The sequence below is a fragment of the Pedococcus sp. P2_F6 genome (assembly GCF_056403675.1).
On record NZ_JBFUEZ010000008.1, the window covers coordinates 15180 to 27504 of the forward strand.

Genomic DNA, 12325 nt, shown 5'->3' on the forward strand with positions numbered 1-12325 from the left:
CATGGGTTCGGGGTCAACGAACGGTCGCCTTCACGGGAAGCAGAACGTCGCTGCAGCAGGCGGATAGGTCGTCAAACGGCCAGACGTGGGTCTTCGACGCGACCCTAGAACCCCAGGGGCCGGATGACCAGACTTGTCCTCGAGCCACGGAGGTGTAGCCAAATGCGTAACCGGGAGGCGGCGGGACGGCTTGAGACGGGGTTGCGACGACGGGGCCGTGACACTGAGACTTCCTGCGGCGGGGGAGAGGACTCGGGACGGGTGAGACGTGGGCTGGGGCGGCTCATAACCCGGAGGTCGCAGGTTCAAATCCTGCCCCCGCTACCACGAAGTAGCAGGTCAGAGGCCCTTTCCCTTCGGGGAGAGGGCCTCTGGCGTTGGCTCGTGTGGCCCAATGTGTAGCCAGCGGGGTCGGGGCGCTCGTGCGCCGGTTGGACGCACTGGGACGGCCTGGACAAGGCAGGAACGCATGAGACGCCGCGACGGACGAGGGCGGACGCCGTTTCAGGGTGTCGCCGGGTCGATATCCGGACGATCGCAGCGTGGGGCTCGGTTAGTGGTTTCGCCGCGGGAGCAATGAGGCTCGGAAGTCTGGGCAGTCAGGATGTATGAGATGTGGTCTGGTCCGGCTTGCCTGCGGCGTGCTTGGCCACCCAGCCCGCGACCCACTTGGTTACCCGGCCTATTTCAGCGGGAACCTCCAACTCCGCAGCCCGGGACACCAACAGCCGGGGGCTGACCAGGCCAGCCAACAGAAGGGCACTGGCGAACTCGACGTCCTTCGCGCGACCAGCGACCAGCTTCGACACGACCAAGTCATGTGCCTCCAAGCAGTGCCCTCGCGCACCCTCGGTCGCGTCACTGCTATACACCACGATTCGCGACCGCCACTTCGCAGGAAGGTGCGCCACCTCGATGTTCACCCCTTGGGCGTAGTACCCGTACATGTCGTGGAAGGCGGAGTCCTCACCGATGTGCATGTCAACGCTGTCGGACTTTTCATTGTCCGGGTCGGCATAGAAAGTCACGTCCGCTTCGATGGACGCGCGCCTCCTCGGGCAACTCGTCCTCAGTGAACGTGCCCAGGATTGACTGGCTGCCCACCATGATCACGTCTTGGTCGCCGACGATGCGGGACGCGGCGCGCAGGATGTGTTCAAGTCCGTCGCGCTTCAACGCGACGACCTGTCGGTGTCCCGAAACGCCTCAAGGACCTTCGTCCGTTCCTCGTCCGACAAGACGCCAGCGAACGGGGAGTTCTGCCTCATCTCGCGCGCCCAGGGGGTAGGCGACGTCAGAACATTCAGGACCTGGTCGACGGGACCCTCAAGGACCTCTTGCCACTGGCTCAGCCAGTACGCGCCTTGGCCACGGGAATGCTTGCGCTGCAGCCTCTCGAGGTTCTCCCGCGCGAGTGCCAGCACCTGGTCCGGTTCGGCCACGAGCTTTCCCGCCACGGCCATGTTGAGCCACTGGCTGCGGCGCTGGTCACGACTGGGGCGCAGAGTCCGGTTCCGCAGGGCCTCCACGTCACGACGGCGAATTCGCCGGTGCCGGCCGACAGTTTGAAACGGAAGCTCCCCGCTGTTGCACAGGTCGACTACGTGCTGACGTGAGCTCGAAAGTAGGCGCGCGACCTCGCCGGTGGTGAGCAAGGCGAGGTCAGGGACGCTGCGCCGAGATTTCGTGCGGCAGGGGAGAGGTTGCGGGACGTGCGAGACGTGGTGGGGCTGGCTCCTAACCCGGAGGTCACTGGTTCAAGTCCTGCCCCCGATACCACGAACTAGCAGGGATTACCCGGGCGGAGTCCTCGTGTCTCTGACTAGCTTGCTCGGTTCGACAAGATGTGGTCGGAGACCCGCCAGGCGTTGGCCATGATGGTGAGTGTCGGGTTCGCTCCTGTGGCCGTGGGGAACGGAGAGCCGTCGACGACGAATAGGTTGTCGACCTCGTGGGCGCGGCAGTTGCGGTCCAGAACTGACAACTCGGGGTCGTCACCCATCCGGGCGGTACCGTGCTGGTGAGAACAGTTGCCTGTCACCTTCTCGGCGTAGACGCGGTCGACCTGCTTGGCTCCGGCAGCGTCGAGGATCTCCCCGCACCGGTCGACCAGGAACCTGCCCTGGTCGATATCGTTCTGGTGGGTTTGAAGGGTGATGCGGGCGACCGGCAGCCCCCAGGCATCCTTGACGTTGGGGTCGAGGTCGACACGGTTGTCGTGCTGCGGCATGTCGTGCAGGACCATGGCGACAGCCATGCTGTGGCTGAAGTAGTCGCGATCGTTCTGCTTGGCCTCAGCGCCCCAGGTGGGTCGACCCGGCAGTCCCCAGTTGATAGGGAGGGGTATGCCGACGCCCGCGGCAGCAATGTGCCCGCCACTGACGAATCCCCGGGAGTCGTCGTGCTCGTAGAACTGGAAACTGCTCGCGCTGACGTAGCCGCCGCCGGCCCAGGCATTGATCGGATCCTCGAAGGTGCCGACCGACGCGCTGTACTCATGGAAGGTGACGTTGCGGCCTACGAGGTCGCTGCCGTTGGCGAGTCCGTTGGCGAATCTCGAGGAGGTCGAGAGCAGCATCAGCCGAGCGGTCTCCACGGCGCCACAGGCAAGGATGAAGACATCGGCCTCCTGCTCCACCAGAACGCCCGCGGAGTCTTCGTAGACGGCGCTCTTGATGCGTCCCTGCGAGTCGACGGTGAGCTCACGAACGTATGAATCCGCGCGGAGGTCACATCGGCCCGTGGCGAGGGCATCGGGGATGAACACGTTCAGTGCGCTTGACCGGGTGCCGCTGGGATCGCCGTGCTGTTGCGCGAAGGCGCTGATGACGGTGGCGGGCCGCCCGTTGAACGGTTGGGACAGGGCTGCCTGCGGAGTCGGGAACGAGTTCCAGCCGAGGTGTTCGCAGCCGAGGTGGAACTTCTCGGCGTAGCGGGACTGGGGCATCGGCGGGCAGGGGTAGCCCCGGGAGCGGAAGGACTCGAACGCGTTCGCGCCCGCCTGTCCCGAGACGCCGAAAGCCCACTCGACCTTGTCGTAGTACGGCTCCAGCTCGGCGTACGTGATCGGCCAGTCAGCAAGCGTGGTCCCGGGCAGCTCGCCCGCAATGCTGCGTAGCCGGAAGTCGTTCTCGGTGAACCGTGGAAGCCACCCCTGCCAGTGGACCGTCCCGCCCCCGACCATCTGCGGAACCGGGCAGAAGAGGTCGACCTCCGCTTCGCTCTCGGTGTCGCGCCGCGATGTGCGGGGGTTCAGCAGGGGATCCGGCCAGAGGTTGTAGCGGTTGACGTTGGCCAGCTCGTCCCCACCGAAGGTCTCCTTGGTTCGCCAGGGCCCCTTCTCGAGGGCGACCACGCGCATGCCACCCTCGGTGAGCACCTTCGCCGCGGCCGCCCCCGAGGCGCCCGCCCCGATGACCACTGCATCGACTTTCTCGGGCTTGGTCGCGCGGATGGTCATGAGGGCTCCTGCAGGCTGCGGTGGGTCGGGTTGTCGGAGAAGTACTGGCGTGTCGTGTACTGGCCGGTGTGCACCTCCGCGAGATCCTTCGGCCCGGGGAAGCCGATGGTCTGCCAGCCGACCTGGCCGCGGTTGCCGCCGTAGATCGGATCTGCGAGAAAGCCCTGCCGGGTGTGCGTCACGAGCAGGCCGAAGAAGTGGAGGTCGGACTCGGCGTTGGTCTGCTGCAGTGCCGGCTCTTCGGGACCGCCATAGTTGATGGTTGGGGCCGTCGTGCCGCGCTCAAGGCCGCGAAGGACGTCGTCCTGCTGCCCATCGTCGAGATCGACGAAGGGCCTGCCGTGGGCGTTGTCGGCCCGCTTGTCGAGCTCGACGACCCCGGACATGTACACGCTGCGCGCGTGGTCCACCCGCTGCTGCCAAGCCAACGCCCGCGGGCCAGTGAGCGTCTCGAACCCGCTCCCGTCGGGGAGGGCGTAGATGTAGTCGATGCCAGAGAGGTAGCGGTCGAGGAAGTCGATCGTGCCGGCCTCGCGTGCTCCGGGTGTGTCGTCAGTCGGGATGACACGGGCCATTGCCGCCTCTATCGTCTCCCGCTGGTGGGCGTCGAGGAAGGTGTCGGCCATGGAGGCCTCCGTTCGAGTCGTGGGGGTCAGGCGATGATGAGTGGTCGCAAGGTGCGGTGGGCGACGAGCAGCCCGGTTTCGATCCGGGCCTCGCTGCCACCCCAGACGGGGTCCTCGTGCTCCACCGACAGCACGCCGTCGAACCCGCCCTCGTAGAGCGTGTCCACGACGCGGTTCCAGTCGACCTGACCGCGGCCGGGGATGCGGTACCGCCACCAGCCGACGTTCCAGGGGTCCGCGCTCTTGTCCGCAATCCCGGGCCAGCCGAACCGGTTCCGCTTGTGCGGGAACAGCTCGATGTCCTTGGCCTGGGCGTGGGCGACGCGGTCCACGTAGGGGCGCAGCGCCTCCACGGGGTCGATGCCCATCCAGACCAGGTGGGACGGGTCGTAGTTCAGGTAGAGGCCCAGCCCGAACATCCACTCCCAGAGCTCGGGGGAGTACGCAAGGTTTCCGGGATAGCCATCGGGGTGCCAGCCCTCCATGACGCAGTTTTCGATGACCAGTTTGACGCCCTTCTGGCCGGCGTGGTCCACGAGTCGCGGGAAGATCCTCTCGGCCTCGCGAAGGTTGTCCGCCACGCTCTGGCCGGGATGGCGGCCGATGAACGTCCCGACGGTGGGGACATCGAGGAGAGCAGCAGCGTCGATGCACGCGATGACGTGGTCGTTGATCGCCTGTCGTTCCTGGGGATCGGGGTGGAGGTTGTTGTCATAGAACGCCAGGGACGACAGGGAGAGATCGTGCTGTTCGAAGAGCGCACGGATCTTCTCGGCGTCGCGGTCGGTGAACGACTCGGCCGCGATGTGGCTAGCCGTGAACGGTCGATCACCGAGTGCTGGCCAAGCTGCCACCTCCAGCGCCTCATAGTCGTGTTCCGCCGCCCACCTGGCAATGTCTTCGAGGGGCCGGTCCGGCAGGCAGGACGTGAGGAATCCGAGTTTCACGAGGGCACCTCCACCCAAGAGTCCTTGGCAGCCGAGGCCAGGACGGCCTCGGTGATGACGGCGGCCCGGTGGCCGTCGCTGAAGCTGGGAAGTCCTTCGGGCCGCGGGCCGGACACCGCGGCATACGCATCTGCCATGAACGCGGTGAAGCTGTCCTGGTATCCCTGTGGGTGTCCGGCAGGCAGGCGCGAGTAGTCGGCGCCGCCACCGGCGGCGAACGTATCCGGTCCACGGGGGACTATCTGGCTGGAGGATCGCCCACCGATCCACAGAGAGTCCGGGAGTTCCTGGTCGAAGACGTAGGCCGCCTCGGTCCCGTCAAAGGAGAACCAGAGGCGGTTCTTGCGGCCCAGCGACACTTGGCTGGCTACCACCGAGCCGGTCGCGCCGCGGTCGGTCTCGAACATCACGGTTGCGCCGTCCTCGGTTCCCACAACCAAACCGCCGTCGGTGCCTGCTCGGCTGGCATAGGCCTGGGACATCCGGGACACGAGACGTGTGATGCGGTGTCCGGTGGTGAACTCCATGACGTCGCACCAGTGGACACCGATGTCGCCGAATGCTCGCGACCCACCGCCTCTGGCCGGGTCCACCCTCCAGTTTGTTTCCTGTGAGCCGGAGAGCCAGTCCTGGAGATAGGAGCCGTGCAGCATCCACAGGTCTCCCGCCTGTCCGCTGGAGATGCGGTGCCTCGCCTCACGGACGGAGGGGTAGAAGCGGTAGACGAACGGCACTGCGGTGACCGCGCCGGTGGCCTCGGCCGTCTGGGCCAAGAGGGCGGCGCGCTCCGCGGTGATGGCCAGCGGCTTCTCGCAGATGACCGCCTTCCCGGCTTGCATTGCGGCGAGCGCCAGGTCGTAGTGCGTGTCATTCGGTGTGCAGATGTGCACCACGTCGACGTCGTCCGAGGCGATGAGCGCCTCGGCGGACTCGGCGCCTGATTGGGCTCCGAGCCGAACGGCGGCGTGGGCCGCTGCCTCGGGGGAGTGATCGGCGACTTGCGTCACCACTCCTCCGCTTGCTCGCACGGCATAGGCGTGCACACCGCCGATGAAGCCGGCGCCGATGATTCCAGCTCGCAGTGCGGGCATGCGGCTCACTTCTTCCGCGCGAGTGCGACGGCCAGGATGATGATGACGCCGCGGACGACCTGCTGCTGGCTGCTGTCGAGTCCGGCAAGAATCAGGCCATTGTTGATGAGGCCGATGAGCAGCGCGCCGAAAAGCGTGCCGACCACGGATCCTGCGCCCCCGAAGAGGCTGGTGCCGCCGAGGATCACCGCCGCGATGGCGGACAGCTCGTCGCCTGCGCCCCACTGGAACCGTCCGGACTGCAGCCGGCCCGCGTAGAGCATGCCGGCCACGCTGGCAACCGTGGCGGACAGGAGCAGCACCTGGAACTTGATCCGGCGTGTGTTCACCCCAGTGAACTGAGCCGCGGTGCGGTTGCCACCGGTCGCGAGCACCTGACGGCCGAAGCGCGTCTTGGCCAGCACGATGGCGCCGATGGTCACGAAGATGGCGCTCCACGCGAGCAGGCCGGGGACTGGACCGAAGTTTCCACCGCCGAAGATCAGGTTGAACGTGTCGCTCAGGATGGGCTGGGGCGCCGAGTCGGTTATCCATTGCGCCACCCCTGCGGCGATGCCAAGCATGCCCAGCGTCACAAGGAACGACGGGATACCGAGCAGGCTCACCAGGGCACCGTTTACCGCGCCCACGGCAAGGCCCACCGCGAGTCCGGCGAGGACGCCGGGGATGAGACCCCAGCTGGAAAGCGCCATGGCAGTCACGACACTCGAGAGTCCTGCTACTGAGCCCACGGACAGGTCGATCTCGGCACAGGCGATCACGTAGGTCATACCCACAGCGATGACCGTGATCGTCGCCGTCTGGCGGAAGATGTTGAGCAGGTTGTTGGAGGAGAGAAAACCTTGGTCGCGCAACAGGACGGCGAAGAAGGCAAAGACGACCAGGAAGCCGATGTAGATGACGTAGCGGCGCCAGTCGATCGTGGACATGCGGCTCTGAAATGAGCCCACTGCGGTGGTCTCTTTGTTCGGTGCGATGGTGCTCATGGCTCAGACTCCTTGAACGGCGAGTTGAAGGGATTCTTCGTCGGCGATCTCGCTCCGCCGCAGATCGCGGGTCACAGAGCCGTCACGCAGGATGAGGATGCGGTCGCTGACCGCGAGGAGCTCGGGGTACTCCGAGGAGATGACGATGACGGCCTTGCCGGCATCAGCGAGGGCGCGGACCATGTCGAGAATCTCGGACTTGGTCCCGATGTCTACTCCCGCGGTGGGTTCGTCAAGGATGAGGACGTCGGGTTCGGTGCCCAGCCACTTGGCGATCACGACCTTCTGTTGGTTGCCGCCCGAGAGCAGACGAATAGGCCGATTCGGGTTGGCTGCCTTGATGGCAAACCGCCGAATGAGGCTGGAGGACATGGCCTTTCCTGCCTTCCCGTCGAGCAGGGGACCCTTCTTGAGTTTCCCTAGCAGGGGAAGCAGCAGGTTCTCGCGTACGGAGTGGTCCAGGACCAGTCCTTGTTCGCGACGGTCCTCCGGGATGAGCGCGAGTCCGTGACCGATCGCGGCGCGGGGGTCATTGACGGTGATCTCCTTGCCGCGGAGTCGGATCGTTCCGTTCGTGGCCTTGTCGATCCCGAAGAGGGTTCGGGCGAGCTCGGTGCGTCCACTACCCATGAGGCCGGCGAGCCCGATGATCTCGCCTACGTGGACGGTGAATGAGACGTCCTGAACCAGAGGACCACTGGTCAGCCCGGATACTTCCAGCAGGGCCTCACGCTGGTCGAGACCTTCCCGCTCGCGGTAGTTCATCTGACCTTCGATCTTCTTGCCGACAATCCCCTCGACGATCTGCTCGGGCGTGACTGCAGCCAGCGGCTCGGTGAGAAGGCGCTTCCCATCGCGCAGAATGGTGATGCGGTCGGCGATTCGGTAGATCTCGTCCATCCGGTGGGAGATGTAGATGATCGAGATTCCGCGATCTTTGATCCGACCGATAAGGTCGAAAAGCGCCTCGGTCTCGTGCTTGGCCAAGCTCGCCGTCGGCTCGTCCATGATCAAGATCTGGGCGTTCTGGGCCAGCGCCTTGGCGATTTCGGTGAGCTGCCAGTAGGCAGTTCCAAGGCTGGCAACCATGGCCTTCGGGTTGACTGAGACCTCCATGGTCGCAAAGACGTCCGCGGCTTTCGCGACGGCAGCGCGGTCGTCGATGAGACCGAACCTTCCAGCGGGCTCGTCGGCCAGAAAGATGTTCTGTGCCACGGTCAGAGTCGGTACCAGGCTGAACTCTTGAAACACCATGCCGATGCCCGCTGCTCGCGCGCTGTGGATGGAGTTGATGTCCGCGGGCTCACCGTCGACGCGGATCTCCCCTTCGTCGGCCCGGTAGACCCCTTGGAGGATCTTCATGAGCGTCGACTTGCCTGCGCCGTTGCCCCCCGCGAGGGCATGGACCTCGCCGCGGCGGACCTCGAAGTCGACGTTGTCCAGGACGACGACGCCGTCGAATGCCTTGCTGATGCCGTGCATTTCTACCGCTGTCGCGGTACTGCTCTGCTCGTCCATCGCGAACTCCCTTCTAGTGGCGGGGCGGGCCGCTGCCGGACCGCCCCGCCGGGATGTCTACTTCTTGTACGAGCTCTTCAGGTCGGCCGGGGCCTCTTGGTGGTAGACCTGCTTCCACGCCTCGAGGATGTTCGAGTGGTCGACAGGCAGCGAGCTCAGGGCGACGTACGCCGGGGCCGTCTTGCCCAGCAACGCACCTGCGCCCAGTCGAGCCTCCGCCACGCCCTGGTCGAAGGGCAGCTGCGCGCCCAAACCGACCACGAGCTCGTTCTTCGCCAAGGCGATGGCGACGTTCTTGCCCAGGTCCTCTGTGGCGATCTTCAGGTCTGCACGGCCGGAGGCACGTGCCGCGGCCATGATGCCCTCGGCGGGAACGTCCCAGACGCCCCAGATGCCGGCCAAGGTGGGGTGCTTGCTCAGCATCGCATTGGCCGCACCCTGTGCATCGCCAGCGAAGTCGGGCCCTGCGATTCCCTTCTCCTCCACGATCTTGATGTCGGGGTAGTCCTTGGTGATGGTGGACTTGAACCCGTCATAGCGCTGCTTCGTGACGAAGAAGTCGGCCTCGTGGAAGACGAGGCCAATCTCGCCCTTGCCGCCCAGGGCCTTGGCCATCAGATGGGCGGAGGTGACGCCGTTGCCGTAGTTGTCGGCGGAAACGACCGAGACGTAGTCGGTGCCAGCCTTCATCCCCTGCGGGACGTTGTCCATGAAGACGAGCTTGACTCCTGAAGCGGCGGCCTTCTTGAACGCAGAAGCCGTGGCCACGGGGTCGGTGGGGATGGAGACGATGATGTCGGGCTTGAGGTTGAGCACGGTCTCCAGGTCGGACACCTGCTTGTCTGGCTTGAAGTTGGCGTCGGTGATTGCGACGACCTCAATGCCCAGCTTGCCGAACTCGCTCTTCAGGCCCGCCACTTGGGCATTCGCCCAGTCGTTGCCGCCGTAGTGCATGACGATCGCCGCCTTGGCCTTCATGCCCTTGACCTTCGTGATCTCCTCGGCGCTGAGGTCCGCAGACGAGGCAGGGGACGGGTCTTCGCCGTGGGGCCCCTTGCTGAGGACGGTGCCCTTGATCTTCGCCAGCGCGTCATCGGCCTTGGACGACACTCCGGCGTCGACGCTGGTGGTCGCGCTGGTGGCTGAACTGCAGCCGGCCGTGGCCAAGGCGATGGCGGTCGCCAGGCCCGCCAGGCGGTAGGTGCTCTTCTTCATCGAATTTCTCCTGAGGGGAGGGTGCCGCCAGCGGTTGCGAGCAGCGTGTCGAGGTACTTCTTGCTTGTGGCGGCCGCTTCACGAGGGTCGCCTTCGAACGAGTCGAGCTCGACGACGATCCAGCCGTCGTAACCGCTCTCATTTAGGGCCGCGATGACGTCATCGAAGTTGACGTCCCCCTGGCCCAGGGGAAGGAATTGCGTTGTCGCCACGTCCACGTCCTTCAGGTGCACGTGACGCAGGCGCGTCGCATAGCGGCGGATCAGGTCCGCAGGGTCACCGCCACCGGCCGTCAGGTGGGCGGTGTCGGGGCAGAAGCCGATCCGGGTCAGCGGCATGAGGCGGTCGAGCTCATCCGGGCTCTCGACGATGGTGCTGAGGTGCGGGTGGTAGCAGGCCACCAACCCGTGCTCCTCGGCGATGTCAGTGACCAGGTCGAGTGCATGGCCCAGCGCGGCGTAGTCCCCGCCTGTGGTACCCGACGCCCTGCGGGCGCCGCCGCCCACAACGAGGCTGTCGGCTCCGAAGAGAGCAGCGAGCTCCGCTGCCCGACGCACCCGGTGCAGCTCGTCGCTCAGGATGTCCGGGTAGATGAAGTTGCCCCCGGTGTAGACGGCTGCCAGCACCACGCCGGCGTCGGCCAGCAGGTCCCGCAGCTCGTCGGGCCGGTCTGCGTAGTCCGCCACGTTGCCGTCGAACATCTCGACGCCCTCGTACCCCAGGCTCGCGATGTCCGCGAAGGCACGGTTCATGGGGCCGTTCACGCGGTAGAAGAGGTCCTTGATGCTGGTCACGCCCGTGGCGTCGCCCACGACGCCACCCCAGGTGATGGTGTGGTAACCGAGCCTCATCGTCGAGTCCGTTCTGTCTGCAGTGTGGGGTGTCTCAGCCCCTGCCAGGTTTTTACTGTGGTATGCATACTTCTGCATGTTGCGTGCAAAAGTCAAGAGCAAACGTGCTGATACATTTGCGTCACAGACAGAAGGAGGTGGCTGACATGGATGCCAGAACTCAAGGGGCCCTCGCTCCCGATCACGTCGCCGACCTGGTCCGTGTGCTGGATGCCGTGCGCTCCGGCCGGGCCAGCACACGGCCGGAACTCGCCCACGCCACGGGTCTTGGCAGAAATGTCGTGACCCAGCGGGTGGCCCGTCTGATGGACTCGGGCCTCCTGGTCGAGGCTCCGCCCTTGCGGTCGACCGGTGGTCGCGCACCTCGTGGACTGCGGTTTCCCGCCGATGCTGGCCGGATTCTGGTAGCCGAACTTGGCGCGACAAGCATCGGGGCAGCCGTGAGCGACCTAGAGGGGACTCTTCTGGCCCAATACGAAGAGGACGCAGACGTGACCGTGGGGCCGGTCGCGGTGCTCACCCGCGTGGCCGAGGTCTTTGACGAGCTCCTTCAGCAGCTCGGCGCCAGCCCGCCCATATGGGGCTTGGGGATTGGCCTTCCGGGCCCCGTCGAGTTCGACACTGGTCGGCCGGTTGCGCCTCCCATCATGCCCGGCTGGGACGGGTTCGACGTGCGCACCTTCTTCGCGGGACGGTTTCATGTGCCGGTCTGGGTCGACAACGACGTCAACGTGATGGCGCTGGGGGAGCTGCGTGCTGGGCAAGCTCAGGGCCTGCGCGATGTCGTCTACGTGAAGATCGGCTCCGGTATTGGCGCAGGACTTATTTCTCAGGGCGTCCTGCACCGGGGGGCTCAGGGCTGCGCGGGCGACATCGGGCACGTGACTGTGGAGGAGGGGTCCACCGTGCTGTGCCGGTGTGGCAAGTTCGGCTGCCTCGAGGCGCTGGCTGGGGGCGCAGCGCTGGCGCGGGACGGCGAGACCGCCGCCCGAGAAGGTGACAGTGCCTATCTCGCCGATGTGCTCGCGCACGGGAACACGATCGATGCGCGCGCCGTGAGCGACGCCGCCATCCACGGCGACCCCGTGGCGATCAAGCTCCTGGCAGGCTCTGCCCGACTGGTCGGGCAGACCTTGGCCCGGATCGTGAACTTCTTCAACCCCTCTCTCATCCTCGTCGGAGGGGGGGTGTCGGAGGCAGGCGACTACTATCTGGCAGAGGTTCGGCAGACCGTGATTGGCCGGTCGCTGCCCCTCGCGACCCGCTCACTCCAGATCGTCCGCTCAGGCCTGAGCGACCGCGCTGGTCTGCGCGGCGCCGCTCACATGGTCATGGACGCCCTGCTCTCGCCTCAAATCCTCCCGAGATGGCTGGATCAAGGAACTCCCGCAGGCCGTGCCGAGCTGACTGCCCAGTAGTGCGTCCCGCGCAGGGGCCGTCGTGCAGGGCAGTGAATGGATCCTGGGGCGGTAGCCACGTCGGACGGACCTGCACTGTGTCCGCACTGTGTCCGCACTGTGGAGGTGTGGCCAGATGTGTAACCGGGAGGTGGCGGGACGGCTTCAGACGCGGCGTGACGACGGGGACCCGGCGCTGAGATTTCGTGCGCCGGGGGAGAGGGCGCGGGACGG

The 12325-nt window shown here is 65.9% G+C and carries 11 protein-coding genes and 1 pseudogene; 1 reads left to right on the forward strand and 11 read right to left on the reverse strand.

Features of this window, described 5'->3' with window-relative positions:
• Positions 1 to 599: 599 nt before the first annotated feature.
• The 11 genes and pseudogenes from AC1DWP_RS18140 to AC1DWP_RS18190 form a co-directional block, all read right to left on the reverse strand.
• The gene (locus AC1DWP_RS18140) at positions 600 to 1028 is read right to left on the reverse strand and encodes a DUF6036 family nucleotidyltransferase (protein ID WP_477615892.1); all 429 of its coding nucleotides are present in this window, start codon (positions 1026 to 1028) and stop codon (positions 600 to 602) included.
• Positions 1029 to 1172: 144 nt separating this feature from the next.
• Positions 1173 to 1463: a hypothetical protein gene (locus AC1DWP_RS18145; protein WP_477615997.1), complete on the reverse strand. Its 291-nt coding sequence runs from the start codon at positions 1461 to 1463 to the stop codon at positions 1173 to 1175.
• A gap of 60 nt (positions 1464 to 1523) precedes the next feature.
• Positions 1524 to 1655: pseudogene (locus AC1DWP_RS18150) on the reverse strand (helix-turn-helix domain-containing protein); the annotation flags it as partial.
• A 167-nt stretch (positions 1656 to 1822) separates the two neighbouring features.
• Positions 1823 to 3460, reverse strand: a complete 1638-nt coding sequence (locus AC1DWP_RS18155) for a GMC family oxidoreductase (RefSeq protein WP_477615893.1) — start codon at positions 3458 to 3460, stop codon at positions 1823 to 1825.
• Positions 3457 to 4086 carry a gluconate 2-dehydrogenase subunit 3 family protein gene (locus tag AC1DWP_RS18160; RefSeq protein WP_477615894.1) on the reverse strand — a complete coding sequence of 210 codons (630 nt, stop codon included), beginning with the start codon at positions 4084 to 4086 and terminating at the stop codon, positions 3457 to 3459. Before AC1DWP_RS18160 ends, AC1DWP_RS18155 begins: the two co-directional genes overlap by 4 nt.
• 26 nt (positions 4087 to 4112) lie before the next feature.
• Positions 4113 to 5033: a sugar phosphate isomerase/epimerase family protein gene (locus AC1DWP_RS18165; protein WP_477615895.1), complete on the reverse strand. Its 921-nt coding sequence runs from the start codon at positions 5031 to 5033 to the stop codon at positions 4113 to 4115.
• Positions 5030 to 6124 (reverse strand): Gfo/Idh/MocA family protein, encoded by a 1095-nt coding sequence (locus AC1DWP_RS18170; protein ID WP_477615896.1) that lies wholly within the window; start codon positions 6122 to 6124, stop codon positions 5030 to 5032. The genes AC1DWP_RS18165 and AC1DWP_RS18170 overlap by 4 nt, the downstream gene beginning before the upstream one ends.
• 5 nt (positions 6125 to 6129) lie before the next feature.
• Entirely contained in the window at positions 6130 to 7110 is a 981-nt protein-coding gene (locus AC1DWP_RS18175; protein ID WP_057378031.1) for an ABC transporter permease, read from the reverse strand.
• A gap of 3 nt (positions 7111 to 7113) precedes the next feature.
• On the reverse strand, positions 7114 to 8628 hold the full coding sequence (locus AC1DWP_RS18180; protein WP_477615897.1) for a sugar ABC transporter ATP-binding protein: 1515 nt from the start codon (positions 8626 to 8628) through the stop codon (positions 7114 to 7116).
• 57 nt (positions 8629 to 8685) lie between these two features.
• Complete coding sequence (locus AC1DWP_RS18185; RefSeq protein WP_057378029.1) at positions 8686 to 9843, reverse strand: substrate-binding domain-containing protein; 1158 nt, start codon at positions 9841 to 9843, stop codon at positions 8686 to 8688.
• On the reverse strand, positions 9840 to 10694 hold the full coding sequence (locus AC1DWP_RS18190; protein WP_477615898.1) for a sugar phosphate isomerase/epimerase family protein: 855 nt from the start codon (positions 10692 to 10694) through the stop codon (positions 9840 to 9842). The genes AC1DWP_RS18185 and AC1DWP_RS18190 overlap by 4 nt, the downstream gene beginning before the upstream one ends.
• Positions 10695 to 10999: 305 nt before the next feature.
• Here AC1DWP_RS18190 and AC1DWP_RS18195 point away from each other — a divergent pair, with 305 nt between their 5' ends.
• Positions 11000 to 12112, forward strand: coding sequence for an ROK family protein (locus tag AC1DWP_RS18195; protein ID WP_477615991.1), 1113 nt, complete (start codon positions 11000 to 11002; stop codon positions 12110 to 12112).
• Positions 12113 to 12325: the final 213 nt, after the last annotated feature.

Excerpts from the sequence above, each read along its gene's own strand:
- AC1DWP_RS18175 (WP_057378031.1), bottom strand. The coding sequence starts at position 7,110 with ATGAGCACCATCGCACCGAACAAAGAGACCACCGCAGTGGGCTCATTT.
- AC1DWP_RS18170 (WP_477615896.1), bottom strand. The coding sequence starts at position 6,124 with ATGCCCGCACTGCGAGCTGGAATCATCGGCGCCGGCTTCATCGGCGGT.
- AC1DWP_RS18185 (WP_057378029.1), bottom strand. The coding sequence starts at position 9,843 with ATGAAGAAGAGCACCTACCGCCTGGCGGGCCTGGCGACCGCCATCGCC.
- AC1DWP_RS18195 (WP_477615991.1), top strand. The coding sequence starts at position 11,000 with ATGGACTCGGGCCTCCTGGTCGAGGCTCCGCCCTTGCGGTCGACCGGT.
- AC1DWP_RS18145 (WP_477615997.1), bottom strand. The coding sequence starts at position 1,463 with ATGGCCGTGGCGGGAAAGCTCGTGGCCGAACCGGACCAGGTGCTGGCA.
- AC1DWP_RS18160 (WP_477615894.1), bottom strand. The coding sequence starts at position 4,086 with ATGGCCGACACCTTCCTCGACGCCCACCAGCGGGAGACGATAGAGGCG.
- AC1DWP_RS18155 (WP_477615893.1), bottom strand. The coding sequence starts at position 3,460 with ATGACCATCCGCGCGACCAAGCCCGAGAAAGTCGATGCAGTGGTCATC.
- AC1DWP_RS18190 (WP_477615898.1), bottom strand. The coding sequence starts at position 10,694 with ATGAGGCTCGGTTACCACACCATCACCTGGGGTGGCGTCGTGGGCGAC.
- AC1DWP_RS18180 (WP_477615897.1), bottom strand. The coding sequence starts at position 8,628 with ATGGACGAGCAGAGCAGTACCGCGACAGCGGTAGAAATGCACGGCATC.